The organism is Alteromonas sp. BMJM2 (assembly GCF_027257845.1).
GTDB lineage: Bacteria > Pseudomonadota > Gammaproteobacteria > Enterobacterales > Alteromonadaceae > Alteromonas.
Genome location: NZ_JAPVOT010000005.1, coordinates 41,139 through 66,514, shown reverse-complemented (window position 1 = coordinate 66,514; position 25,376 = coordinate 41,139). Strand labels below are relative to the sequence as shown.

The window sequence follows — 25,376 nt, the reverse complement described above, 5'->3', positions numbered from 1 at the left end:
GTTATGTAACACGCCTATTTCTCAGAAAATTTAATGTTGTCCGTATTACTGCGTGGAGAACAATTTTCAATAGTGATTTATTCGTATAGTAGCAAGGACTTTGCTTCCAGAGGATAATTAAACCTGCTAGGCCCATCACATTTTTAATTTTGAAATCAATAAGCGAACTGAGTACCGCTTTCATGCCACTAGATCCACTAGTTTGATTACTATGAGCCTTAAATACCTTTGAATAAACATCTAAGACCTCTAAAAACGTATCAACATCCAACTCTTTTAAAAAACTTTTGTCAGCATAATGTAAATGATTGAGTATTGCAGGTGATACATCGACCGACAAATCAGCCAGTTGCTCTTGGATCAGCAAATAATGGTTTCTGGTCGATTCTCTCGAGTTTGCAACACTGACTTGATTCTCATGATTATGATAATTATGTAGAGTATCGTCTATGTTCGTTATATAGCCACCATTACGAACAATATCCACCCAAAGTGCGTAATCTTCGCAATGTTTATATTTAGTTGAATAACGTAAGCCATGCTCTAACAAAAATGACTTTCGTATTATAGTAGAAGGGTGGGATACAGGAGGATAGAAGTATACCTCAGCTGCACAAATTTCAGGTGAGTGAGACATCTCTATTTTTGTTTGCGTACTGCCGAAGGTTTTGTAATCACTGCCGCAAACTACGATATTTTCATTAGCCTGCATGAACGTCACTTGCTTTTCTATTCTATCGGCGTTTGAGTAATCGTCGGCATCCTCTCTCACTAGAAGTTGACCAGAAGCTTTATTGATAGCGAAATTCAGTGTGTCAATTAAACCGTGATTGGCTCTAGAAAATAGTTTAATTCTGCTATCACTTTCAGCATATCTCTTTATTATCTGTTCAGATGAGTCGGTCGAACCATCATTGATAATAATGATTTCAATATTTTTATACGTTTGATTTAGAATTTTACCTAACGTTTTTCCGATAGTTTGTTCGGCATTGTATACGGGCAAAAGTACGCTAACTAAATCCGATTTATCTAAGTGTTTCATTTGACGACAGAAGAATAATTTTTAAATGTTCGTAAAGCCATAACATCAGAAGTAAATTTTTGATGAAACAACCGCTTGCTATTTTCACTCAGTTTCTTTCTAAGAGCAGGGTTTTCCAATAGTTGTGTTACCTTAAGCACTAGTTCCTCATGGTCATCAGGGGTGATCAAAAGGCCGGTTACACCATCCGAAACAACTTCAGGAATACCGCCACCAGACGTTGCAATACACGGCAAACCAAATTGCATTGCTTCAATATATATTAGCCCAAAGGACTCGTATATCGACGGAACGACGAAAGCTGTAGCTTCCTGATAATAAGCAAGTAGTTCGTTATCTGGCACAAAACCCAAGAAATTAACATTAGATTCAAAGTCACCAAAATTAGACAAAAAATATTCTTTAAACAGCATGTTATTAGGTGCATGCGGCCTGTCTCTACCAATTATGTTTACTTGTAAATCCGGAAAAACTTTAACTAACTTGGGGATTGCTCTTAATAAAGTAAGTGTACCTTTTCGATTTTCCAATCTACTTACATAGAGTAAAGTATAGCGTTGTTCAGTGTTATGAGGTTGTTCGGCATTTTTATCTACATCCACCCCAAGAGGAATTATTTGAAAATCGCTAAGTTTGTAGTTGTATTCAAAGGCAATAGTGGAAGCATGCGCTTTCGTAGAGGAAACGAGCGAGTGAGAAAGCTTACAGGAGTACTTCTCCATGCTACAGGTCAACCTCTGTGACAAAGAAGGTTGATTAAAGTCCATCTTTAAGGTTTCGAAAAATGGGGTATGTACTCTAACCACGCAAGGGAATTTTCTATTCAATAATTGGAAAATTATGCCTGGAGCCTCCCAATTAGGAAACTCTATAACATCAAGTTTTTTAGTTCTTATAAGGTGATCACAGATCTTTTTTACTTGTAGGCTCCATCCTATGCCGGGTAGTAATCTTTCAACAATTGGAAAGTAGCGTGGCTTCCTCCTGATGACAGTTACACCATCTGTGTGATTTTCGTCCATATCTCTTTTCGTAGTTTTGCAAATCACATAGACATTGTTACCTTTTAAGGTAAGCGCTCTAGATAAATTGCTAATGTAAGTACCTATGCCACCACCATCTTCAGGCGGAAACGAATCACAGACTAAACAGATATTCATTCAAATCACTTATGAAACAAAATCGTTGGGCTAGAAGAGAAAAGTATGCCTATATAAGACAGGTTGAAAGTTCCAGTGTCAATTGAAATTAACGTTGTAACTCAAAAGTTTTACGGTAAGTACTTACTAAAAATAAATGATATTTAAGCACATCTAAATAAAATACAGTCTAACCCGCAAGATTAACTGCTCCTTAGATTTTAAAGTTAGACGAGGTATGTACCGATTGTTACTATAGGCATTATTCATATTTAGTTAATCGGTCGCAAGCGGAGTTTTTTTGAAACAGGTTGTAATTGGAGTTATTACTTATAAACGGCCAAGTTGGTTAAAACGCCTTGTGAGTGAGTTAATAAAACAAAAAACTGATGGTATAAAATGCAGTGTTATTGTGGTGGATAATGCCAACGACCCTGCGACTAAATCAGTTGTAGACTCATTTTGCGTGCCTGAAAACTCTACACCCGTAGCTTATAAGGTTGAGCCAGTCCGGGGTATCGTTGCTGCTCGTAATCGTGTGGTTTCGGAGTTCCTTTTGTTAAACGCTGATTTTCTGGCGTTTATTGATGATGATGAGTGGCCTGAAAATGATGATTGGCTAATGAAACTAGTGAATAAAGCGTTGGTTTCTGAAACTGATGTTGTAACTAGCCACGTGGTTTCAGTAGACGAGAGACTGGGAAAAAATTGGGCGACAGAAATATTATACCCACAAAACCACCTAGAAGAAGGTCAGTATTTAACCACTTTTTACACTAACAATCTTTTACTTTCTCGTCACCTTCTTAAAGCTATGCATCCATGTTTTGATGAGCGGTTCGCTATGACCGGCGCCAGTGATTATCACTTTGCTCTTAAATGCCAGTCTAAAGGCTTTAAATGTATATATACCAACTCCCCAGTAATAGAAGAGTTTCCAGACTCTAGAGCTAACATAAAATGGTTTTGTCGTCGCGGTTTTCGGTCAGGAATTGGCTATACACGAGCGCATTTGTTTGAGGAGCCTTTCGGGAAAGTCCTCATAAAATGCATTGCACTATCATTGGTACGGTTTTTAAGGGGAGGGGGCTTGATCTTGAAATCTCTTCTCACCATGAACAAAGCTACTTTTGTAGATGGCTTATTTAGGATCTGTTCCGGTGCAGGAACTATCGCTGGCTTTTTGGGAATTAAACACAATGAATACCAACATACTCATGGTAGGTAATATTTTTGCAATTATCGTGGTAGCGATATGGAATCGCAATTGAGATGAAAGCTGTGCAGCACTATTATCGTAAAGACGTGGATGGTTTAAGGGCCATTGCCGTGATTCTCGTTATTCTATCTCATTTTAAGATTCCGTTTTTCGACGGCGGCTTTATTGGTGTTGACATATTCTTTGTCATTTCTGGCTTCGTTATAAGTAGGCTAATTCTAGTACAACGTTCAAACGACAGCTTTTCCCTGTCGACCTTCTATATAAAACGTGTAAAGCGTTTAGCTCCAGCCCTTCTCGTAATGGTTTTTTTATCCCTCGGAGCGTTTGGGTTTATTTTGTCTCCACAAGACTTGATAAAATCACTAGAGGGTAGTTTGTGGATTAGCGCTTATTTGGCTAATGTTTTTCATTGGTTGAACTATGGTGGTTATTTCTCAGAGAGTGCATCCAGCGCTCCTTTTTTACACACTTGGTCTTTGGCGATAGAAGAACAGTTTTACTTATTGTGGCCTCTACTCTTTATCGCGTTATATAAGAAAAACTCGAAGAAGCTCCTTATTATAGTCGTATCACTGCTAGTAGCCTTGAGTGCGCTACTTTCAGAACTTTCATTGAATTTTACATTTGGCGCATCGTATTATTTACTTCCAACTAGGGCTTTCGAGTTAGGTATTGGTTGTATAATTGGACTTATAGGGCCCCAGATTATTCGTAATCAGTTATTAGCACATATTGTATCCGGCAGCGCACTCATCTCGTTGTTGATACTTGCCATTACTTTCGATGAAAATACCCGCTTCCCAGGTTTAAACGCGCTATATGTTTGTCTATTCACAGCGATATTTATTTTTAAATATAACGAACGCTCAATTGGCTATAAAATATTGTGTTTACCGATATTCCAAATTATTGGGAAGATGTCTTATTCAATCTATTTGTGGCATTGGCCAATAATTACGTGGATTAGCTATCGCTATGAAATTGTAGGTCCACTTCAAATTGGTATTGCCACTGTATTGACGGTTCTATTTGGTTTTATGTCGTGGCGTTTCGTAGAAAATAGTGTAAGACATAATATGAATATTTCTAACAGAGCATCGGTCGCACTCTTTTTCATTCTCCCGTTGGTAGTGATCATGATCTTACATCAACTGTCATTGCGTTTTAACGGCTTTGCTGAAAGATTCAGTCCACAAGTACAGATGCTTGAAGATTCAAAACGTTTTAAATCTAACGAACTAAGAGGCGATTGTCATTCATCTCTTAAATCGTATAACAATTTGCCTCTATCACAATGCGTATTAGGGGATGAAAAAGGCGCTTTAAAAGGATTTTTAATAGGTGATTCACATGCGAACCACTTGGTTGGTTTCATCGATGTGGTAGCCAAAAGTAAGAATATTGCTGTTACTGATTATACTTTAGACCAGTGTGTACCCTTATTTTCACTCGAGTGGGGGACATCAAATTCAAGAGCACAAGCATGTAAAGCACGAAATACATTGATCAACAATTACATAGTCGAACATAAACCTGACATAGTTTTTATGGGGGGGAGTTGGCCAAACTTTGGCTCAAGCTCAATCTTGATTGATGGTGTTGTTTTGAAAGATCCTCAAACTAAATATTCATATTTTCAACAAAGACTAATTGAAACGATTGAAAGCATATTGCAACATAGCGCTAGAGTAGTTCTATTTAAAGATACTGCGTTCTATTCTGAAATTAAGCCTTCTTGTCCGCTTAAAAAAGCGATGTACTCTCTCAATACATCATGTGAAATCCCTTATTTAGAGAACGAAATGATGGCTGTAATATTTGAAAAAGTGAGAGCCCATTTCAGTGTCGAAGAAGTAGAGATAATTGATACAAAGAAATATTACTGCAAAGGCGAGACTTGCAACCTCGCCATGGATAATACCCTAGTGTATATTGATGAAGACCACATAACATTCGAGGCCTCTAAATTGTTTGGAGAGTTATATCTGAAGTCAGAGTCACATTAGGTTATTGGTAAAATGATTACTGTTATTGTCTCGTTTGTCGCGCTGATTTGTACCTCTTTAGTTATTATAACTTTGGCGGGCCTTCATTTATCGTTTTTTGTAGACCACCCACTAAGCTACTTCCTTGAATTTATTCCAGACTATATTTTAATTATCTTATCGACGACTATAATTTTCACAAAGTTACCCGCTAAGTCATGGGTATTTTTTCTTCTTCTATTGACGATATTTGTTGTATCTCCAATACAAGTCAATATGGCTGAAAAATACAAAAATCAATTGCAGCTCAATACCATCAACATAGCGTCTTTCAATGTCGCTCAGCGAGTTGAAGAGTATAAGCTATACGAATGGTTTAAAAGCAGAGAACTGGATGTATTATTTGTACAAGAAGCACGAGATAAGCAATTTGAAGCATCAGCTGCAAACAACCTATACTCATCTTGTAAGCCCCGGTTATGTATTTTATCAAGGTATCCAATTACAGACTACGAAGTTATTGATAGACGTGCTCTGGGGGGGTGGGGCCTGTTTGCCTCGTTGCACTCCATTAAAATGGGCAAGAACGAGATATTCCTTATGAACACGCATTTTGCATCAATATCCAATTTTGGGTACGAATTCTCGTCTTTCGATGGGTTTTTGTCTAAGATAAGTTTGTTCCGAGAGTCAAAAGCGATTGAATTTGGTTTAGTGAAGTCAACCCTACGTAATTATGTTCATTCAAATCCTCTAATTGTAGCAGGCGATTTTAATATTACAGATAGGAACCCTCAATATAGAGAATACTGGGGTGAGTTTGAGAATCTCTTTCTTGAAACAGGGCTCGGCTATGGTTCTACGCGGATTCATAGCTGGCTTACACCTAGAATTGATCATTTGCTCATTAGCAAAGCGTTTAAGACGAATCGCACTTGGATAGACAGTAATTTAGGAAGCGATCATCTTCCTATTATAGGAAATATTAGCTTGCCGGAAGAACGTCAAAATGACTAGGCCAAATTGTAAGGTGTACGTTGACACCAATTCGAATCATTTACAACAAGTCTACACTGGTCTTGCTTTACTCCATAGACAAGGAAAAATTAATCTCAAGTTAGAGTTCGATAAAAGTGTCAGAGAGTGTGTAGTTCCATTCAGCGTTCAGAGCAATATTTTACACATGGACGTTGACAGAAAAAAAATCTGTTTTGATATGGCTGACAGCCCAGAGCTAAGTGAAAGTGCGCTACAAAGAAGCGATGTTTATTTTAAGCGCAGCTTCAATTCTCGATTTGTGCAACCGAATTTAATATCAAAAGTTAAGCCATATGGCTTAAATTATCTGGTTTACCCAAACGGATTTGATCTTTTTGGGTTCAGGCGTTGTGCTAAGTTTTACAAAACACCCAATTGGTTTAAAGAGGTTATTAAACAAGCTGATTTCTTGGGGAAAATGCACTACAAAGTATCTACCTCATCCCTTAATGCTGCTGCTGTAATGAGAGAGCCCCCCAAAGTTCTCTTCTTAGCAAGGTTATGGGATATCAATTCTGATAGCTATTTTGAAGTGGACGAAGCGTATAGTCAGCAGAGAAGAGATATTAATGAGCAGCGAGCAAAATGTATCACATTGCTTCGTGATGCTTTAGGTAGTCATTTTACGGGAGGGTTACTGGCGACTGATTTTGCATTAAAAGAGCACCCTAAATTAGTAATTAAGAACACTAACTTAACATCTAAGCAAAATTACATCTCAGCCCTCAAAGATCATGACATATGCGTAGCATCGACAGGGCTTCATGGTTCAATCGGTTGGAAATTTGGCGAGTATATTGCTACTTCTAAAGCTATTGTAGCGGAAACAAATGAAAATGAAGTTCCGAAACTTCAAGTTAATAAGCACTATTTAGAATTTAGCTCTGCGGATGAGTGTGTGGAATCAGTTTTATATTTGAAGAACAACGATGATTTAAGGTCCCAGATGATGTGTGACAATCAACATTACTATGAAACTTCACTCAGGCCAGATCGGTTATTATGGAACTGTTTGGAGCAAGTCCTTTGAATATATAGGTTAATTAACACGACGATAAGCAGTGGCGATAAATCATCGGTCTACTTATATATATCTTTAAATTAATGGAGCAATAAGGTTGAGTATTGGAAGTAAGGCTAAAAATGGCTTGAAAGTAGGTTTAAGTTTGGGGGTTTTTGGTCAATGTCTTTCTTGGGTCTCAACGCTCTTTGTAGTCAGAATACTTTACCCTGAAGATTTCGCATTTTTAGCAATTAGCGAGATGATAGTTGGGTTTGCATTGATGTTGTCCAAACTAGGTTTTTTTGGTGCATTAATACGAAAAAAGGATTTGTCGGATGAAGACCTTAATGCCAGTTTCTCCCTTTTGGTGGTTATTAGCTTCTCACTTTATCTATTATTATTGATATCTGCTGAAAGTTTTGAAGGAGTATTGGGCAGGCCTGGTATTAGCGGGCTTATATTAGTCAACGGAATATTAATTCTCATCTCTCCATTTCAATTGATTTACTTAGTTCTATTGAACAGGCAGTTAAACTTTACGTTAATTGCAAAAATTCAAGTATCCATCACCATCGTTCAGTCGATAATGAATTTGGCCTTGGCGCATTATGGATTTGGTTATTGGTCGATTATATATTCACTATTGATGTCTCAAATTTTAACACTGATTTTGTTCCGTCAGTGCTGCAAGAAGCCTCTTAATTTCAGTTTGGATTTCAAAAGAACAAAAGGTATTTGGGAGGATGTTAATAGTAGTTTTTTTACAGCGGTTATTTGGGATATAAACAATCGTTTGGACATTTTTTTTATTCAATCTTTTTACGCTTCTAATATTTTAGGCTTTTACCGTATGTCTAAAACAATTTCTGAAAAGCCTGTAAGCCTTGTATCCAAAGTTGTGCAGAGCATAACGCTAGCAACATTCTCTAAAGTAGCTACTGATAAGGTATTGTTGGCCAGTTATATTAAAGACTCTGTATTCTTCGCAGTATTTATATCAGCTCCACTTTTTATAGGTTTATCTATGACTGCGGAAAATTTTGTTCCTCTTATCTTGGGCGAAAAGTGGATCCCTGCGATTGCAATTCTACAAGTTCTTTGCTTAATGCAAGTAGTAAATTCACTAAAAGAAATTAGTGGTATTGGATTGTTCGCCGCTGGTAATGGCACGAGAAAGGTCATCCAGGCTCTACTTGCACTTGTATTAACAACAATTGCTTGGCTGATTGGTAGCCAGTTCTCAATTACAATAGCACTTATTTTCGTGTTTTGTGGAGAACTATTGTGGTATTTTCTTCACGTAAGAGATTCAAACCGATACCTTGAGCTAAGCGGTTTTTTTCGCGAGTTCAAGGCACCAGTAGCTTCAACTGTTGTAATGGCTTTAGCCATATTTTCTTTTGAACATTTTTTAGCTATAGAATCAAATGTAATCGAATTGTTGTGTAAAATAGTGATTGGAGTACTTACATATTTTGCTACTTTAAAACTTTTATATAACACGTCATTAACGAAGTTTAAAAATCAGCTGATTAAATAATATTCATCACTTTTGAATAAAAGTCGTTATTCAGTTCCCTGCAATAATCAATTGCATTTTCATGAACTTTCGCTTGTTGTAGAAGGTGATCTATTTCGCTTTCTTTACCCATCGGAGTTTCAAAAGGGAATAACGCAAATTTAGATGAAAAAGGGATACAAACTACCTTTTTACCCATCAATATTGACCAGTACATTCCGTGATAGCTGTTAGTAATTACGTAATTTGCACTTCCCAAAAACTCAATGACTTTAGAAAAATCCTCTTGGTCATTTTTCATGCGAGGGATGTCAGAATCAATATTCACAGGTATGTGCTCATGCTCAAAAATAACCTTGTCATTAATTACAGGGTGTTTTTCTAACAGTTTCGGATGCATACAGCTTACGCATGGTAAAAATTCATAGCCTGTTAGCTTGTCTCTAACGCCATAGAGTGAAGAGTTATCTAGATACGTTTTTGTGGAAGGATATATTCTTTTGACATGGTCATCGTCATGTTTATTGTGGCCCACGCCCCAATAAATTATGCTATTCACTTTAAGATTGTTAAGTCTTTGTATACTCTCTTCAAAATATTCATTGTCGAGTAAACCGCCTCCTCCAACAATAATGTTTGTTTTGATTGGTAGCAACTGCAGGCTCTTTGAGATTAACTCAATCTTGTTGATGTGATCATGGATGTCTAATACTAAAGTCTTTTGGTTAAAGTTATAGTAGTGGAGTGGAGACGAAAGAAGGTCTCCAATATTTTTAACGTTGCTTCTATGAGCATTGATAATCATAAATATTCTCTGTAAAGACTGTAGTTTAGTAAAAAGTAAATGTTACTCACATAGGTACTTCACTAATCTTAGTGCCGTATTTTCCCATGTGTATGCGTGAATCGATTGCCTTATTAGTGCCGGATTCCAACTCTGATTTTTTATGTTATGTATCGCTTCAGCAACACCTGAAGCTGAAAGGTCGTCAATAAAAACTCCGTTTAGAGTCGATGAAACAACTTCGGGAATTCCTCCAACTCTTGTAACAATAACTGGAGTTCCTGAAGCTAAGGACTCCATAATTACATTGGGAACGCCTTCTCTATAACTTGGAAGTATTAGCGCATCAGCTTCTTGAATGTAGTTACTTAAACCATCGTGTGGAACCGCACCTATTAATGAAATGGAATCTTGAAGTCCAAGGGACAGGATTTTATCTCTGAGGTGGCCTGTACTGGGCCCCACACCAATTATCTTAAGTGATATTGGGTACCTATCTTTTAATACTCCAATACCCTCTACAAGCTCAAATATTCCTTTTGTCGGTATGATTGAACCGATAAAAACTAGGCTTACAGATTCATTTTGAAATGGAGAAGTTGTGCGCAGAGGAAAACTTTCAAAATCAACACCATTATAAATGACTACAGGTTCTACTAACGGGGCATGTCTTTTTACGACTTCCGCTAATGCGACACTTTTGGTCGATACATAATTAGCTGCTTGAAATGCCCAACGCATTTGCGCTCTGTGCAACGGCTTATTCATAAGTGCATTTACGTCACTTCCAAGGCATTCGATTATCAATCTAAAGCGAAAAAAGCGTTTTAATATTGATGCACAGACACCTTCAGCGTAGGCCCAGCTTGCAATTACATTCTGCGCTTTAGCGAATAATAGTAAAGGCTTTACACACACGATGACTGAAGCCAGCATGAAAAAAGGGTGTAGGAAACTTAGCGCTTTAGGAATATAGAAAAAAGGAAAAAAGTACATGTTTGACTCACCACGGTGGCCATTAATTAACACCTCCTTTATCCATGTAAACCATGGGACTGGAATCAAAAGGGTTATATTTGCATGTTCATCTAGATGGCGAGTTTCTTCTCGATTATAGGTCGCTCTGGTTGATTGCCATGGGAGCGGGTGCAAGTTAGTAAAAAATAAAATGTTTTTTTTCATTATCGATATTTTGCTTCGTAAACAGAAGACACATCGTCGATAGCATAATTCTGTTTAACAAAGGCAAAAGCGCGTCGTCCAACCTGAATTAAGTTATTGCGGTCTCTTATCTGTGACAATAAAAGTCTGTACCAACCATCGGTATCGTTAACGGGATAGGTGAATCCGTTCTCGTTCTGAGAGAGCAGATTTGGTATTTGTCCTACTGACGTGGACAATGCCGGTATGCCTCGCGCCATGGCCTCAAGTAGAGACATTGGTAAGCCTTCCGTTGTTGAGTTAATTAGAAGCAAATCCTGTTGAGAATATATCATATCTTCATCGAGTATTTCCCCATGCATAACTACTGCGCCATGTAGCTTGTGCTTACTGACTAAGCGCTCTATCTGCTCTCGCTCGGGTCCATCACCAAAAATATTCAATACAGCGTAATCGGCAAGATTCCGGCGGGCAAACTCTTCTACCAATTGACTAATATTCTTAAGTGGCACAAGACGACATACAGTACACAGATTTAGGAAGGATTGTTGGGCGATATCATTGGGATTCTTCTGGCAGTACACGCCATTATTTACAACTGTCACAGCACAGGAGGACCAGCCATAACGAACACGAATTCCTTGTTTAATACTTTCGGAAACGGCAAAAATATTATTAAGATAAAGGCGAGCTAGTTTATGCGAACCTTTAACAAAGCTAATAGGCGGTTCAATTTCTCCATGTATAGTGTAGATAACCCGTTTCAATAGGAGAATAGGAAAGATAGGGGCAAATGCTTTAATAACTGCAGGTGAATGAATATGAATACTCGAAAATTTCATTATGACTTTGGCTGCTAGCCATAATCGCTTTACGATATTACCATTGATATTAACGACGTTTACGCCTAGCGCTTCAATTTCTTTCTGAAACGAATCACTTTTATGTCCAAATGACAGTATTTCGACACTTAAGTTTTTTTGGTTTTGTGCTTTAACTAAATTCTTAACGCACTTCTCTGCGCCCCCGACTTTCAGGCTGCTAACACAATGTAGAATTCGCATGTCAGTACTTCTTTGCATAGCTAAACATGCGCTTTATATCTTCCTCGATCATGCCTGGCGCAATTGGGAACCGATGTAAGTCATAAGGAGTATTACATGGGGAGGTGTTAATCCCAGGTTGGAAATTGAAAGCAAGATCGTATCCTGTACTTTTAAGTTCATCAATAACTTGCTTATTGTATGTCGACTTATTTCCAACAGGGTATGAAAAAGCAGATATCCTACTTTTTAGCTGAGTTTCTAAAAGCATTTTTGAATGATTTAATTCATAGGAGAGTTCATCTTCCGATAATTTGGTGAGAATATCGTGGTTATGTGAATGCGCACCAATTTCCATACCTGATTTAATAAGATCATTAAGATGATGCCAATCCATAAACTCGGGTCGCGGATAGCCATTTTGATGAAGCAGTTTTTGTTCTAATAATTCAATTTGCGCTTGCGCAGGTAGCTTACAACTTTTAACTGCATGCAATACGCTTCTTATGAATTGCTCTTGGCTGTTCACGTATACCACTTCATCCTTCCACGCATCGAGTCTCAGGGTTTTTGGCTGATGATACTTTATTAAGTATGCGATTTTATCCCACCAAGGAACTATAGTACTTCCTATCAAGCCTGTCGCAATGAAGAAGGTTGCACTTACATTATTGGATTTAAGTATCGGTAGTGCATGACTAAAGTTATCAATATACCCATCGTCAAATGTTAAGCACATGAATTTAGAGGTTAATTTTTTTCTCTCTTTTATCAACTCTGATAGTGTTTTCAGATCTATTATCTCGAAATGCTGCTTGAAAAACCTTATGTGCCTATCGAGTTCTACCGCCGTACATGAATAAACGCAAGGGTCAAATTCAGTCTCCTGCATACTACCTATTCGATGAAAATTAACGCTGTAGAGTCCATTGGGACATGAACGCCATCTAATCTCGTCGAGGCCAAGCATGCGACCTAGTTTCATTTTGATTCTGGAGATCATGTTATGATAGCTTTTTGAACGTCGGTGCTGATAGTACATAGTCCCTAAAATCATTAGGGCTTCCTTCTTTCCCAGCTTCTGCGGCTTTTACAATATTGTACATTTCTCTAGCGGATACATAATGGAGCGCATATTCATCCCCATCGTTATAACGAGAAGTCAGATAGCTGTGCATTTCTTCTATTGGATTACCTAGAAGTGTATCCATGTCACCATCTTGGGCCCCATGTGTGTGCACTTTAATAAACGTCCACTCAGGTTTACCTTCAACATGAATATTCTGCTCAACCCACAAATCAACTCTGTTAGTAGAAGGAGGAAATGCTTTGCGAACGTCAGAGTTTTCTATCTGCGGAAAAATTCCTTTCTTTTTTACTTTCCAATTTAAACTCAATACTCCTTGTATTAAAAGTAGGTCTCCCCACGACTTACCATATTTCTTGATTGGTTGGCCATTTTCGTAAGACTTTGGCTTATTAGGATCGTCCTTTGCGTAATAGATTGTATTGAGCATTGCTGGTTGTGATTCATCCGGTGATGGGAAGGTGAAATCTGCGTAACATCCAGTTTCCTTTAAAACTATCAGTTCGTCATTTACACCGCACCAGTGTCCTTTCGGGTGAGAATTATCCAGTACCCAATTACCGTGAATGAATGCATAAGTAGGCTTTCCTGTGGAAGGGTCAATACTTAATGCATTGTGCTCTTCGTGAAGGCATTGGGCGAAGCCCGACAACGTTTTTCTTAGGTTATCGCTTGTGTCGTTTTCGTGGTGTAGATGAATTTCAATTTCTCCAAATCCTTTAGCACACAGGTCTGAAATTTTATCTAAATGTTCTTTTCTATACTCTTCCTCCGGAAAGAAAAAGCTGTGCTTTGGATGACAGCCATCAGAGTCCACAAATTTAGATGCCATCTTTGGGTAATCTGTCATCCACCTGTCGACACGCTGTCTCTCGAGCTCAATATTATTTTTATTTTTCCACTGAGGTTCATAGTGGTCAACAAAACAGAACATGATATGTCTGGTTTGCTCTATTTTTGGTCTATTTGCAAGTCGGCTTTTTGCATAATTCCATAGCCAGCTTTGCATTTTTTTCTTTTTGACGATGTAAAGAAAAGCCACTATGAGTAAAGCGAATAGGGTAAATGCAAATGATGCGATCATCGAGATGTCCTTTGCCAAGTAGCAGATAAATTACTTGTTAAATATCTAATATAGCCACGAAAAAGAGAGATGTTCATAGATACAAAGAAAGCGATTAGGGAAGCGAGATGGCCAAAGACAGGTACGCGATTAAACCATTTGAGTCTGCCCAGAATGGCTAGTATGTAAAACCCACTATGCGCTATTAATATTAGTGAATAGATTAGTTCATTATGCCACAGCAAAGCTAGGTTACAGGTAAAAGATATGATCATAAAATGTGGCACAAACCAACGGAGAACTTTATGACTTATATACGAGAAACAACGCCATTTATATTTTGGATTGAGTAACCAGCTAAGCATTGCCAATGCCTGATAATTGCCTGCACCAATTCGAATACGCCGATTAGCCTCATCTTGCATGCTGGGCGCTATTTCTTCAGTTGCCCTTGCTTGTGGAGTATAAAGGATGGATTGATTTTGGCGCGCTACATTCATGACTATACAAAAGTCATCAATAATCGTGTTGCTTGGAAGTGGGATGTAATATTTGGTTTTAATTGCATATATCCCACCGTTTGCACCTAGCAAAGCATCTAATCTTGACTCATGAAACTTGAGAACTTGCTCGTACTTCCAATAAAGGTTGTCTTTGTTATCACCAGAATGAGAATCTACCAAGAGCAATTCCCCACAAACAGCGCCTATTCCTTCCTGACTAATGGAGGTAACAAGTTGAGTAACCGCGCCTTTCTCAAAAGACGTATTTGCATCCGTAAAAATTGTTATATCTGAAGTAACTTGCTCTAATAAATCATTCAATACATTTATCTTACCTCTGTTTTCGTTAAATATGAAAGTAACCAAACGAGGGTCGTCAAATGACGCTAGTATTGAATTTGTGTTATCTGTACTGCCATCAGATGCAACAAAAAATTTAATATTTTCAGCTGGATAGTCCAATGCTAGGAGATTTTTTATTCGTTCCCCTATGCAGCTTTCTTCGTTAAAAGCTGATACAACAATGGTGACTGTCGAATCGTTAATTGGGTTTATGCGGCGTTCTTTCTTTTTCAATGTATAACGAGTATCTCTTACACACTGGGTTAAAGCGCTTACCGATAATAAAACAACGGGGTAAAATATATAGCTGTAAATAATAGCTAAAGAAACAACCCAGAATATAATTTCAATATACTTCATCTAAACTTACTTTGATTTAGCAGGAATGCCGAGCGCAGTTTTATTTGACTTAACGTCTTTTACCACCACAGCATTTGCACCTACTTTAACATTGTCACCCAAGGTGATTGGGCCGAAAATTTTAGCACCAGTACCTATGAATATATGATTTCCGAGAGTAGGGGACTTTCCTTTTTCATCTCCCATTACTACACCGCTTTCTAAAGTTATATTTGCACCGCCTTTTACTTTAGAGTTTATAACTACTCCAATAGGGTGCATGATTACAAAGCCAGGACCAAACTCGGCTTTCACGCCAATGACACAACCATTGTATACTCTGTTGATGTGTTGAAAAAGTAATGCTGCAGGTGCTAGTAATTTGTAGCTCGCGCACTTAGAAGCTATACGAAATAGAATATTAGCACTAGTCCCATCAGTAAAACACGTTCTTAAAAACGAAATGTCGGCGCCATCACTACGAAAAATTTCTTGTTTTCTTTTGAGATCAGATTTTATTAGTTTCAATGTCGACGGCATAGTAGAAATTTCAGCTCTTCCTAGTTACAGATTAATCATTAAAATAACAAATAACGCTTCGTGTTTAATCAAACATACAGATGGTATTGTAACAATTTCGGGTAAATTTTTACTTTTTATTATGATTTATCCGATGCGTATCTCTGAGATATTAGCCCTGGGAAACTTTTGTGCCTTGATCATTAATTATAAAAAGCAACTTATTGCATGCGATGTTTATTTAGCGTGCAAAGGTGGTCTATGCTTTGCACTGAGTATCTTGTTTATCAAAATCTAGAACTTAGTTTGCGTTCGTAATATTTTTTAACTGACGATTCTTTACTATTTTTAGGACTCAATTTCTTCAATAAAACTTTAGCACTTTGGTTATCGCCAGTTGCAATTAATGTTTTAACAAAGAGAGCCCCTGATTTAAAACTATCTTCAGCGTTTTGGTAAAGGTTAGCCGCAAGCTCTAAAGCTTCTTTATCTTTACCTAATTTTAACTTTATGGAAATTGCGGTATCAATAACGTTAATATCGTTTCTGTCGAGTTCGATGGCTTGTTCAATATATTTGTTTGCATCTACTAAGTCCCCTCGTTCCTGCAGTAGCCAAGAAAGGTTATTGTATACATTAATATTTGCTAACTCATCTTCGACCATTTTTTCATAGAACACGATTGCATCCGAAGGTGCTTTAACGAAAAGCCATTCAGCATAACGAACTTTGAAACCAACATCTTCGGGATATTGAGTCATGTGTTTTTGCGCAATTTTCTCAATTTTCACCTTATTATCAGTGGCCAAGTAAGCTTTTAGTAGAAGAATTGCATTTTCTGTGGATTGGTCTTGAGCATAGGTCGATTCAAACGATTTCGCCGCTTCAATCCACCTAGAGTTTGAAGCTGAGATAAAGCCTCTTGCTTTATCTGCGTAGTAATTAGAAGTGTCGCTAGAAATTGAATTAAGTGCTCTTTCAGCTTCAAAGAGGTTGTTATTACGAGCTAAAAAATAGGCCTCCCAACCTGACAGTACTGTCGGTAAGTCTCGTTGACCTAAGTCCTTAATCTCCTCAATCAAACTTAACCCTTTTGCCCACTCCTTTTGTCTTTCATAAAGCTCGAGAGAAAATGAGACAAACTGATTATTCAAGCCATTACTCTCTCTCCAAGCGGTCATCGTTTGTTCCAATTCTTTGTGATTTTCTTCACTAGCGAGTATAGAAGATTTCAACATAAAAAATCGGTTTGGCAAGTTTGATTGAGTTTCTACATCTTTCAAAAGTTTTAATGCTTCTTTCACATTTCCTTTCTTTAAATAGATAAAGGCTATATCGGTTGAAAGGTTAGCGTTCTTATTGGATTGTCTCGCATTAAGTGAAACTAACCAATTGAAATTATCGTCTAGTGAATCCGTAAGATTTGCAGCCCTAATCAAACCTGCCGTAGCATTTGGTGTATAAGTCATAGACAACACTTTTTTGAAACCTTCTATGGCGCCTTCATAGTCAGCGTTCGAAAGTTTATCTGCCGCTATAAACGTATTAGCTCTTGGATTCTGATTATCTATATTGATAATTTTTAAAAAGACCTCTTTTGCTTCTTCCGTTCTATTGGACTTCAATAATGTTGCGCCTTTAAGCGTCAACAAATCGATATCTTCAGGGCTTTTAGCAAGCCAGTGGTTTAAAGCCTCAAACGCAGACTTAATATCTCCACCAGCAATGAATGTGCTAATGTAAAGCTGTCTTTCTTGCGTAGATTCTGTTGATAATATCGTTTTGAAGTCGTCTTCAGTAAAAGCACGCTTGCCCTTTGATTGCAAGAATAGGTTTACAGTTTTGCTAATGCTTGTGTCGCTTAGGCTCAATTTAGAAATTTTATTTACTAGAACGTCAGCGCCTATTTGATTACCTTCCAATTCTAAATCGTCTACTATTTTTAAACCTTGCAAAGCACTGAGGTCGCTCTCTTGAAGTTGGAAGTCACTTGTGTCTGCTATACCCAACTCAAGCTCTGTGGCTACAATGTAAGTATAAATTACGCTATTTCTTTTTATATCTGACTTTATTCTAGAAAAGTGTTCGTACGCTCGCTCATAATTTTGCAGTTGATAATGAGCCACGCCAGCGATTATTCTGACATCTGCATTATTTAATCCAGCATTTATCGATAGGTCAGCATATTTTTTTGACTGCTCAAACTCTTTTCTGTCCAAAAAATAAGCCGCTTTTGTAAGGTTTGCGATAGCACTGTTCTTATTATTTTCTAAAATGTTGTCTGCATAACGATTTGCCTTTTCTAATTCGTTTAGCTTATAACTGGCTATCATTGCATAAAATTTAGGTCGAAAGTCTTGCTTCCTAACTTTGGTCATTTTTTCAGAAATAATCTGAGCAGATTTGTAATCTTGCTCTTTTAATAAGGCTCTCACGAGCTGATATGCAATAAAGTAGTTGTCTTGATTGACTGATGAGCTTGTATTTATCCGTTCAAAAGCGTCTCGGTTGCGGTCTTCGGTTAGAAGTAAAGCCAGTGAGTCTTCCTTTAACTTAAAGCCCTTGTTTACTTTAGTTAATACTAGTATTTCCTGTGCTGTTGTTGGGAGGTAGGAAATATTTTGATTCAGTTTTTCTAACAAAAAATAATTTTCTGTAAAAAACAGAGTTTCTGCATAGCTATCGTAGAAGCTTTGGCTGAAGTCTGGCTTTTCTTCAAGCTTCTCTGCTTTTAGAAATTCCTTTTCTGCATTTTCATAGTGACCCCTCAGCAAATGTGTTTCAGCTAACAGTCGACGAAGTTGAATATTATCTGGAGTGTTTTGAAGCTTTTGTTTAATGATAATAGATGCTTGGGCGACATCTCTATTAACAATGAGTTTTTCAATTTCTGGAATACTCATTTGGGTGCCTTCATTACTACAAGCTATTAGAAAAGTAGTTATCAATATGATGACAGCACATTGTTTCATGTTAGGGATTACCAAATTTTGTATTATTGTGATTACTGTAACTAAGTCATTAGAGAAAAGAAACATTTATAGTGTATAGGCACATGCAAATTTCACTACTTTAGAAACGCTTGATTAATCAATGAAATATAATCCAAGCAAAAAAAAGCCACTCAATTGAGTGGCTTTTAGAAATGCGCTTTATTACTATTTTTTTGCAAAACGTCTTGATAAACCTAAACCTATCAAACACAAGCCCATTAAAGCAGCGTTAGTAGGTGAGGAAGCAGTAATATACAAGTTAGATGAGTCAACAGTCGTCTCTCTTGTCAGCCACTGTGAATCAATGGTAACGTCTATACCATATGTATCGATAATACTCTGTTGGAACGTACTCACAGCAAAGGTGTCATCAACTTCAGGTGCCTGTGTAGCGTCTAATATTTTTAAAGTGGCAAATGCACCTAGACCGTAGTCATCAGCATTAGGCGAGGCAAGTAAGTCGCCTAGGCCGGTCATACCATCAAATGCTTGTACCGTATTTATTAAATTGGTAGCAGAAACGGGCTCGCCGAAAACAGTGAAGTTTAAACCGTCATTAATATTGTAAGCAGATCCTGTAACTGCAACAGAAAGTACCTCACCCGTTTCTGTTCCACCTGCGGTATACGAAAAATTAATGTAGCCGTCGATGAAGCCTGCTGCTAGCTGGTCGTCACCTGCGTTGAAAATGTTGTCACCATTAAGGTCCACTGCTAGAGCAGAAAATCCAAATAGTTCGTATTCAAAATTAAGACCCCAATCGCTAGCGAAACCATCGCGGGGTAGTGGGAACGCTAATGGGCTCAAGCCTGAAATAGTGCCACTGCCAGAGTCAAATACGTGAGTACCGTTGCCAATAACTCCGCTTCCATCTAAATCTAAGTAAGCGGACTTGGGGCTGAAAGAATTAAAGATGAAAGATGTGAAAGGGTCAGACGTCACGCCATCGTTTTCATAATCAACGAATAAAGGATCAGCAGACGCAACTGATGCGCTTCCTGCTAAAACCACACCTGCAAAAATTTTAGTAAGCTTGTTCATGTTGCCTCCGTTTGAACAATTCGATAGATGTTACGCATTGATATAAGCTTAAACTGTGCCAGTTCTTTAAGTACATGATTACTAGCACTGTTTTCAAATTCCGTAAATTGCTGTCTTGCATAATGTAAAAAAAGCCGACACTAGGAGTCGAGGACAATTTTTCTGGCAATCTTGAGCGTTAGTTTTTGCAAAAGGCCCCGATTACCATTTCTTAGGTTGGTAATTTTCATTTTATTGCGATAGGCGTCAAAATGAATTCCTTTTGGAGCGGTCAATACTTCCCCGCGACCTAGTAAAATTTTGAGTGCTGTGGTAGCAGCTACACCTGCACAAAGCTTCACCGCCATAGGTGTTGAAGGGCCTCTCTTTTCTTTAAAGTTCGCTGCTTCAGGAACAACTAGATAGCTTTTTTGGAGCATTGTGGGGGAGAGACCAACCAAAAATTTGAGGCATTTTTCATTTTCGCTATCACTTTCGTTAATATCGAAATAGTCATCAAAGGACATACTTTTTGGTGTAAAACTAATCACGGAAGTGCCCATTCCTAGAGGGGCAGCAGTTACTGCTGGAATGCCATGTGTTCGGCAATAATTAAATACCTGTATACGAATGTCGATAACAAAAAAATCTAAGCTGTCTATATAAATGTCAACATCTGAAAGGAACTCAGAAAGATTGTCTGTAGATACACCGTGCGGAAATACTTCAATAGAGCAGTTAGGATTAATATCTTTTAAAACCTGCTGAAGTACTTCAACTTTTGGTTTATTCATCGTGGATTGAAAGGCACCAGCTTGCCGATTAATATTATGAATTTCGAAGGCGTCGAAATCTGAAATAGCAAATCTTTCAATTCCCAGTCTGGCCAATGTAACTGCGTGCTCAAACCCAACGCCACCCGCTCCGGCGATTGCTACTTTTTTTGATTGAATTGTCAGCTGTTCACTTTCAGTTAGCCAGCCAATGTTTCTAGAAAAAGCTTTTAAGTAATCAAACATTACCATTTTATCCTATAGGGTACTTGTTTACTGACTCTTGGATGTTGTCGAGCATAACCCTAAAGCTCGGTCTTAGGCTTTTGTAAAGTAATGTTGGATTGATGTAGAACGGAGCGCGTTTACCATGGTAGTCAACTATAGGTCCAATCTGTTCAAATTGGATGCCTATGAAACGCATACTGCGCGCCAGCCTTGGCTCCATCATCACATAAGTATGCTTTATATCGTTGTGTATAACGAGAGCGGCAGCAGAAAAATAAAGGCCTATTGCGATAAAGGGAAAACATCGAAGTTCATCTTCTGAATATGTGTGCTGATTTATAACACCAGTAGCTGCCCCAGCATATCGGTCCATTTCACGCTTTCTAAATTTTGCAGGTACCGCAAGCCTTGATATTTCGCATATCTCGTGGCGCTGAAAGTTTTCAGGGTTTAGTGTTTCGTGCGTTATTGAGTTGAGGCAGAACTTCTCGATGGGAAGCTTGTGACCTTTATCTCGGGGTTTAACAAGTCTCACCGTTCCTGCATAACTATCGGAGCTCCTCTGCTTAATTAGGCACGGTGTAGAATAATCGTCAAACTCATCTTTTTCTTCACCATCGGGCCTAACTGGTTCAAAGCCTAACTCATCACAATAAACGCTATGCCTAATTTTATAGCTCTCTGACTTTAGGTTTTCTTTTTGCGCTACAGCGGGCTCTAAGTAAGTAGAGAAATGAGTTGAAATGAAATTCGCTTCACGCAACTTTTGGTATCCACCCAAAAGTTTACCCACTTTAGACGTCGGCCCTACTATCTGTGTAACTTTACCGAGGAATGAGTTTGAATCCACTTTTATACATCGCCCATAGAGTTCTAATTTTTAGTATTTCTCGAGATTAACAAATTCTAGTGCTCATGCATCTAAAACTTTTTGCTAATTATCCAAGGTCGGTCAAACTATTAGTTAGTTTGCTGCTAGTTAAACACCCCTATACCCCGTTTTGTCATTGACAGCGTAAAGTATTCGTATTTTGAAGTAGTCTATCTGTAATATTAGTCTTGATTTTCTGTTATTTGAAGTTGGATACCATACAATTTTGATAGACTGGCGTTTTGTAACGGCTTTTTATTTAATAAAAAGTTGAATGAGGGTCAAAGCGAAGTCGCTAGATTTGACCCTTTTGTCATCGTAAAATCAAACATTGTTTGTACCGAATATAAACACTATATTAGAAGACTTGCCATTATAGTCGAGCAATTAACGGCAAGTTGAAGCCGTTATAAGGAATAGAGCTGATAGTAAATTTGTGGAGAAAACATAGGTTTTTTAAATTAACGGCAAAACCTTGGTGGTCAAATCATTCAGCGTTTCCGGTATTTTCTGAGCTGGTGTAGAGCTCACAGTAACTATGAAGGCTAATTTAAAAGGGGATTAACTTGAAACAGCTAGTGACATTTATATTATGCATCGCTTTTATTTTTGCTTCTTCGACGGCGTGTGCGCACCGGGAAACTGAAACTCCTTTCTATAAGGTTGTTGAAAAAGTATCTGAAAGTACTGTGGCGATAGCTTTGAATTCTCCATTGAAGCATTCCACTCCCAAAATACTGGGCACTGGATTTGCTGTTGGCAATGGCAATTATGTTGTTACAAATTATCATGTTGTATCAAGTGTACTGGACCCAACAATTGTCGAAGACTATGTTGTTTTGAAGGGGAAGGGAACAAAGTTAAACATGATTAAGGGAAGTGTAGTCCATATTGATGTACAGCATGACCTTGCACTCATTGCACTAGAAGGGCGGTTAAAGCCACTGGAGTTAGATGATTCTGAATTGCTTCCCGCTGGCAAAGAGATCGCATTCACTGGTTTCCCGATTGGCGCTGTTCTTGGGTTATACCCCGCAACCCACAGAGGCTTTATTTCAGCCTTAACTCCAGATGCAATCCCTGCACAAAACGCAGATCAATTAACAGCTGAAATGATGAAGCGTTTGGCAAGTACAAGCGTCATCTATCAACTTGATGCTACAGCATACCCAGGTAACAGCGGCAGTCCTATGTATGATGTTAAATCTGGCAAAGTCATTGGGATCATAAATAAAGTCATAGTGAAGGATGCCAAAGAAAGCGCGCTTACAGCTCCTTCGGGGATTTCTTATGCTATACCTGTTGCTTTTATTGAGAAATTATTGTCAAGAGTTTCAGATAGATAAAAAGAATGAAATTGTTTCATCACTGGTATTTCATCAAATCATACTATTTCGCTTCGAAAGCCTTTTTGAGTTTACCTGCACACGAATTTGGCTTTCCACTGGCAATAAATCTACGGGATAGCAAACATCACAACTTTTTTTCAATAAGGATCTTATGAAAATTTTAGTCACCGGCGCTGCAGGCTTCATTGGCGCAGCCGTATCACAGTATCTTATTAATCGTGGTGACCATGTTGTCGGGATTGACAATATTAACGACTATTACGATGTTAACTTGAAGCACGCTCGTCTAGCACATATCAAGGCCTCAAATGCAGCGTCACATTTCACATTTATTGAGATGGGTGTAGAAGAGCGGGATAAAATGACCGCGCTTTTTGAAGAGCATACATTCGACAAAGTGGTGCATTTAGCGGCGCAGGCTGGGGTTCGCTATTCTCTTGAAAACCCCAATGCGTATGTAGACTCAAACATTGTTGGTTTTGTGAATATTCTTGAAGGGTGCAGGCACAACAACATTGGTCATTTAGTGTATGCCTCATCTAGCTCTGTATACGGCGCTAATGAAACTATGCCGTTTTCAGAGCAGCATAATGTAGACCATCAAGTTAGTCTTTACGCAGCTTCAAAGAAAGCCAATGAACTCATGGCGCACACCTACAGTCATTTGTATAACCTACCCACCACCGGTCTACGCTTCTTCACTGTCTACGGTCCATGGGGCCGCCCTGATATGGCGCTGTTTAAGTTTACCAAGAAGATCTTAGAAGGCGATACTATTCAGGTGTATAACTTCGGTAATCATCGCCGTGATTTCACGTATATTGATGATATCGTTGAAGGTGTAATTCGCTCACTTGATAATGTAGCATCGCCAAATGAGCAGTGGGATGGCAAGCAACCCGACCCTAGTACCAGTAAGGCGCCTTATAAGGTATACAACATTGGTGCTCAAACGCCAGTGCATCTACTTCGGTTCATTGAAACCTTAGAAGAAGCGTTAGGTGTAGAGGCTAAAAAAGAGCTATTACCAATGCAGCCTGGCGATGTGCCCGACACCTACGCCGACGTGTCTTCCTTAGTAGCTGACACGGGCTACCAGCCAAAAACGAATATCGACAAAGGTGTGAAAGCGTTTGTTGATTGGTATCGTGATTTCTACAACATCTAAGCTTGCCGTAGTTGTAGATGGCCGAGCGAATCGACTCTCGCAATAGTGCAGGGTCGATTTAGTCGTTTACCGTTTGTTAGTACGTTTAGTAGCAGTTAACGCATCGTGCTCTTTTGCTCAGTGTTCTTTTGCCCGCTGCTCTTCCCATTTGCTTGAATATATCCCGCGTATTTTTTTGGCAAAAATTCACGGGTTGTAGAATATCCAAGGTCGAATAGGGTGTTTTTTATCTCTGGCGTTAGCGAAAAATCCACCGCTGAAATTTCTCCCGTATTCACCACTACGGTGTTGTGCCAATAACGGGCGTTTACATATTCCCTAGACATAGCCGTCATAAATGTTCTGATAAGCATGCCTACATATTGGGGAAGCTGTAATACATTCTTTTTGATTATCCTGCGTTTTTGCATAGTGCTTTGTAGGCGAAAACATACTGATGGTGTGCCGTCGCCCTGCCAGTCTTCAAATAATGCGTCTTCTGAGAGTATGGCGCCGTCTACCAGTAGGTACTCCTTGAATGGTTTAAATGAGAATATGAGGGGGATAGACATGGAATACCGTACTGCTTCAGACACTTTCATGTCTGGTGTGGTTACTTGATTAAACAGTACTGGTCCACCACCATTTACATCGGTCGCTAAAATATTCAAGGCCATTGGCATATCTGAAAACGTTGCGCCTTCTAACTGATCATCAATCCACTGCTGGAATACATCCCCCGATGATAAGCCGCCTTCTCGAAGTAATCTGAACAGGCTGAAAGCAGTAAACTGCTTAAAGTCGGTATTAAGCGCTAGCTCTCGCATTTGTTCAACGGAGTAACCTTTTGCAAATAGTGACGCAACAATAGAGCCGCCAGACACCCCTACAAGGGTGGAGAACTCGATGTTCATGTCTTGCAGCGCTTTAATAATGCCGATATGTGCGCTAAGTCGTGTTCCACCACCTGAAAAAATGGGGACAATACGTGTTGTTGGGGCAGTAGCTATTGCCATACTTCTCTCTGTTTTTAATTGCGCTTAACATGCGGAGCCTAGATACTGAATGGTTATATCTTGAGAATATCGAAGGCAAAATTCGAGCATAAATTAATCATAGTGTAGGGGCGACAAATCACCACTAATATTTAACTATTAGCTTTTGCTTTACAAAGAAAAACGGGTGCTAAAAAGCCCCCGTTTG

General features: G+C 38.5%; 21 protein-coding genes. 7 read left to right on the top strand and 14 right to left on the bottom strand.

Features of this window, described 5'->3' with window-relative positions; all coding sequences use genetic code 11:
- Position 1: 1 nt before the first annotated feature.
- Together O9X84_RS07390 and O9X84_RS07385 are read right to left on the bottom strand one after the other, a co-directional pair.
- On the bottom strand, positions 2-1,045 hold the full coding sequence (locus O9X84_RS07390; RefSeq protein ID WP_269519041.1) for a glycosyltransferase family 2 protein: 1,044 nt from the start codon (positions 1,043-1,045) through the stop codon (positions 2-4).
- The gene (locus O9X84_RS07385) at positions 1,042-2,205 is read right to left on the bottom strand and encodes a glycosyltransferase family 4 protein (protein ID WP_269519040.1); all 1,164 of its coding nucleotides are present in this window, start codon (positions 2,203-2,205) and stop codon (positions 1,042-1,044) included. The genes O9X84_RS07390 and O9X84_RS07385 overlap by 4 nt, the downstream gene beginning before the upstream one ends.
- Positions 2,206-2,485: 280 nt before the next feature.
- Here O9X84_RS07385 and O9X84_RS07380 point away from each other — a divergent pair, with 280 nt between their 5' ends.
- The 5 genes from O9X84_RS07380 to O9X84_RS07360 all read left to right on the top strand — a co-directional run bounded on the left by O9X84_RS07380 (position 2,486) and on the right by O9X84_RS07360 (position 8,972).
- Positions 2,486-3,412, top strand: a complete 927-nt coding sequence (locus O9X84_RS07380) for a glycosyltransferase family 2 protein (protein ID WP_269519039.1) — start codon at positions 2,486-2,488, stop codon at positions 3,410-3,412.
- Positions 3,413-3,456: 44 nt separating this feature from the next.
- Positions 3,457-5,412, top strand: coding sequence for an acyltransferase family protein (locus tag O9X84_RS07375; protein ID WP_269519038.1), 1,956 nt, complete (start codon positions 3,457-3,459; stop codon positions 5,410-5,412).
- Between the two features lie 255 nt (positions 5,413-5,667).
- Positions 5,668-6,408, top strand: a complete 741-nt coding sequence (locus tag O9X84_RS07370; RefSeq protein WP_269519037.1) for an endonuclease/exonuclease/phosphatase family protein — start codon at positions 5,668-5,670, stop codon at positions 6,406-6,408.
- A 166-nt stretch (positions 6,409-6,574) separates the two neighbouring features.
- Positions 6,575-7,459 (top strand): hypothetical protein, encoded by an 885-nt coding sequence (locus O9X84_RS07365; protein ID WP_269519036.1) that lies wholly within the window; start codon positions 6,575-6,577, stop codon positions 7,457-7,459.
- 88 nt (positions 7,460-7,547) lie between these two features.
- On the top strand, positions 7,548-8,972 hold the full coding sequence (locus O9X84_RS07360; RefSeq protein ID WP_269519035.1) for an oligosaccharide flippase family protein: 1,425 nt from the start codon (positions 7,548-7,550) through the stop codon (positions 8,970-8,972).
- On the opposite strand, the gene O9X84_RS07355 is transcribed toward O9X84_RS07360, so the two are convergent.
- The 11 genes from O9X84_RS07355 to O9X84_RS07305 form a co-directional block, all read right to left on the bottom strand.
- Positions 8,965-9,756 carry a polysaccharide pyruvyl transferase family protein gene (locus tag O9X84_RS07355; RefSeq protein WP_269519033.1) on the bottom strand — a complete coding sequence of 264 codons (792 nt, stop codon included), beginning with the start codon at positions 9,754-9,756 and terminating at the stop codon, positions 8,965-8,967. The genes O9X84_RS07360 and O9X84_RS07355 overlap by 8 nt on opposite strands.
- 42 nt (positions 9,757-9,798) lie before the next feature.
- Positions 9,799-10,917: a glycosyltransferase gene (locus O9X84_RS07350; protein ID WP_269519032.1), complete on the bottom strand. Its 1,119-nt coding sequence runs from the start codon at positions 10,915-10,917 to the stop codon at positions 9,799-9,801.
- A complete protein-coding gene (locus O9X84_RS07345) occupies positions 10,917-11,960 on the bottom strand; it encodes a glycosyltransferase family 4 protein (protein ID WP_269519031.1) in 1,044 nt (347 codons plus the stop codon). The genes O9X84_RS07350 and O9X84_RS07345 overlap by 1 nt, the downstream gene beginning before the upstream one ends.
- 1 nt (position 11,961) lies before the next feature.
- Positions 11,962-12,942 (bottom strand): polysaccharide deacetylase family protein, encoded by a 981-nt coding sequence (locus O9X84_RS07340; RefSeq protein ID WP_269519030.1) that lies wholly within the window; start codon positions 12,940-12,942, stop codon positions 11,962-11,964.
- A 1-nt stretch (position 12,943) separates the two neighbouring features.
- Positions 12,944-14,110, bottom strand: coding sequence for a hypothetical protein (locus O9X84_RS07335; RefSeq protein ID WP_269519029.1), 1,167 nt, complete (start codon positions 14,108-14,110; stop codon positions 12,944-12,946).
- Complete coding sequence (locus tag O9X84_RS07330; protein WP_269519028.1) at positions 14,107-15,294, bottom strand: glycosyltransferase family 2 protein; 1,188 nt, start codon at positions 15,292-15,294, stop codon at positions 14,107-14,109. Before O9X84_RS07330 ends, O9X84_RS07335 begins: the two co-directional genes overlap by 4 nt.
- Before the next feature lie 6 nt (positions 15,295-15,300).
- Entirely contained in the window at positions 15,301-15,813 is a 513-nt protein-coding gene (locus tag O9X84_RS07325) for a serine O-acetyltransferase (RefSeq protein WP_269519027.1), read from the bottom strand.
- A 266-nt stretch (positions 15,814-16,079) separates the two neighbouring features.
- Positions 16,080-18,695, bottom strand: a complete 2,616-nt coding sequence (locus O9X84_RS07320) for a tetratricopeptide repeat protein (RefSeq protein ID WP_269519026.1) — start codon at positions 18,693-18,695, stop codon at positions 16,080-16,082.
- A gap of 255 nt (positions 18,696-18,950) precedes the next feature.
- On the bottom strand, positions 18,951-19,826 hold the full coding sequence (locus O9X84_RS07315) for a hypothetical protein (protein ID WP_269519024.1): 876 nt from the start codon (positions 19,824-19,826) through the stop codon (positions 18,951-18,953).
- Positions 19,827-19,966: 140 nt separating this feature from the next.
- On the bottom strand, positions 19,967-20,824 hold the full coding sequence (locus tag O9X84_RS07310; RefSeq protein ID WP_269519023.1) for a ThiF family adenylyltransferase: 858 nt from the start codon (positions 20,822-20,824) through the stop codon (positions 19,967-19,969).
- A 7-nt stretch (positions 20,825-20,831) separates the two neighbouring features.
- Positions 20,832-21,656, bottom strand: coding sequence for a PEP-CTERM/exosortase system-associated acyltransferase (locus tag O9X84_RS07305; RefSeq protein ID WP_269519021.1), 825 nt, complete (start codon positions 21,654-21,656; stop codon positions 20,832-20,834).
- A gap of 587 nt (positions 21,657-22,243) precedes the next feature.
- Here O9X84_RS07305 and O9X84_RS07300 point away from each other — a divergent pair.
- Both O9X84_RS07300 and O9X84_RS07295 read left to right on the top strand, forming a co-directional pair.
- The gene (locus O9X84_RS07300) at positions 22,244-23,023 is read left to right on the top strand and encodes a S1 family peptidase (protein ID WP_269519020.1); all 780 of its coding nucleotides are present in this window, start codon (positions 22,244-22,246) and stop codon (positions 23,021-23,023) included.
- 154 nt (positions 23,024-23,177) lie between these two features.
- A complete protein-coding gene (locus tag O9X84_RS07295; protein ID WP_269519019.1) occupies positions 23,178-24,194 on the top strand; it encodes an NAD-dependent epimerase in 1,017 nt (338 codons plus the stop codon).
- Positions 24,195-24,289: 95 nt separating this feature from the next.
- On the opposite strand, the gene O9X84_RS07290 is transcribed toward O9X84_RS07295, so the two are convergent.
- Positions 24,290-25,189, bottom strand: a complete 900-nt coding sequence (locus O9X84_RS07290) for a patatin-like phospholipase family protein (protein WP_269519018.1) — start codon at positions 25,187-25,189, stop codon at positions 24,290-24,292.
- Between the last annotated feature and the right edge of the window lie 187 nt (positions 25,190-25,376).

Coding starts and splice junctions, on each gene's coding strand:
- O9X84_RS07390 (WP_269519041.1), bottom strand. CDS start 1,045: ATGAAACACTTAGATAAATCGGATTTAGTTAGCGTACTTTTGCCCGTA.
- O9X84_RS07385 (WP_269519040.1), bottom strand. CDS start 2,205: ATGAATATCTGTTTAGTCTGTGATTCGTTTCCGCCTGAAGATGGTGGT.
- O9X84_RS07375 (WP_269519038.1), top strand. CDS start 3,457: ATGAAAGCTGTGCAGCACTATTATCGTAAAGACGTGGATGGTTTAAGG.
- O9X84_RS07370 (WP_269519037.1), top strand. CDS start 5,668: ATGGCTGAAAAATACAAAAATCAATTGCAGCTCAATACCATCAACATA.
- O9X84_RS07365 (WP_269519036.1), top strand. CDS start 6,575: ATGGACGTTGACAGAAAAAAAATCTGTTTTGATATGGCTGACAGCCCA.
- O9X84_RS07355 (WP_269519033.1), bottom strand. CDS start 9,756: ATGATTATCAATGCTCATAGAAGCAACGTTAAAAATATTGGAGACCTT.
- O9X84_RS07350 (WP_269519032.1), bottom strand. CDS start 10,917: ATGAAAAAAAACATTTTATTTTTTACTAACTTGCACCCGCTCCCATGG.
- O9X84_RS07345 (WP_269519031.1), bottom strand. CDS start 11,960: ATGCGAATTCTACATTGTGTTAGCAGCCTGAAAGTCGGGGGCGCAGAG.
- O9X84_RS07340 (WP_269519030.1), bottom strand. CDS start 12,942: ATGATCTCCAGAATCAAAATGAAACTAGGTCGCATGCTTGGCCTCGAC.
- O9X84_RS07335 (WP_269519029.1), bottom strand. CDS start 14,110: ATGATCGCATCATTTGCATTTACCCTATTCGCTTTACTCATAGTGGCT.
- O9X84_RS07330 (WP_269519028.1), bottom strand. CDS start 15,294: ATGAAGTATATTGAAATTATATTCTGGGTTGTTTCTTTAGCTATTATT.
- O9X84_RS07325 (WP_269519027.1), bottom strand. CDS start 15,813: ATGCCGTCGACATTGAAACTAATAAAATCTGATCTCAAAAGAAAACAA.
- O9X84_RS07320 (WP_269519026.1), bottom strand. CDS start 18,695: ATGAGTATTCCAGAAATTGAAAAACTCATTGTTAATAGAGATGTCGCC.
- O9X84_RS07315 (WP_269519024.1), bottom strand. CDS start 19,826: ATGAACAAGCTTACTAAAATTTTTGCAGGTGTGGTTTTAGCAGGAAGC.
- O9X84_RS07310 (WP_269519023.1), bottom strand. CDS start 20,824: ATGTTTGATTACTTAAAAGCTTTTTCTAGAAACATTGGCTGGCTAACT.
- O9X84_RS07295 (WP_269519019.1), top strand. CDS start 23,178: ATGAAAATTTTAGTCACCGGCGCTGCAGGCTTCATTGGCGCAGCCGTA.
- O9X84_RS07290 (WP_269519018.1), bottom strand. CDS start 25,189: ATGGCAATAGCTACTGCCCCAACAACACGTATTGTCCCCATTTTTTCA.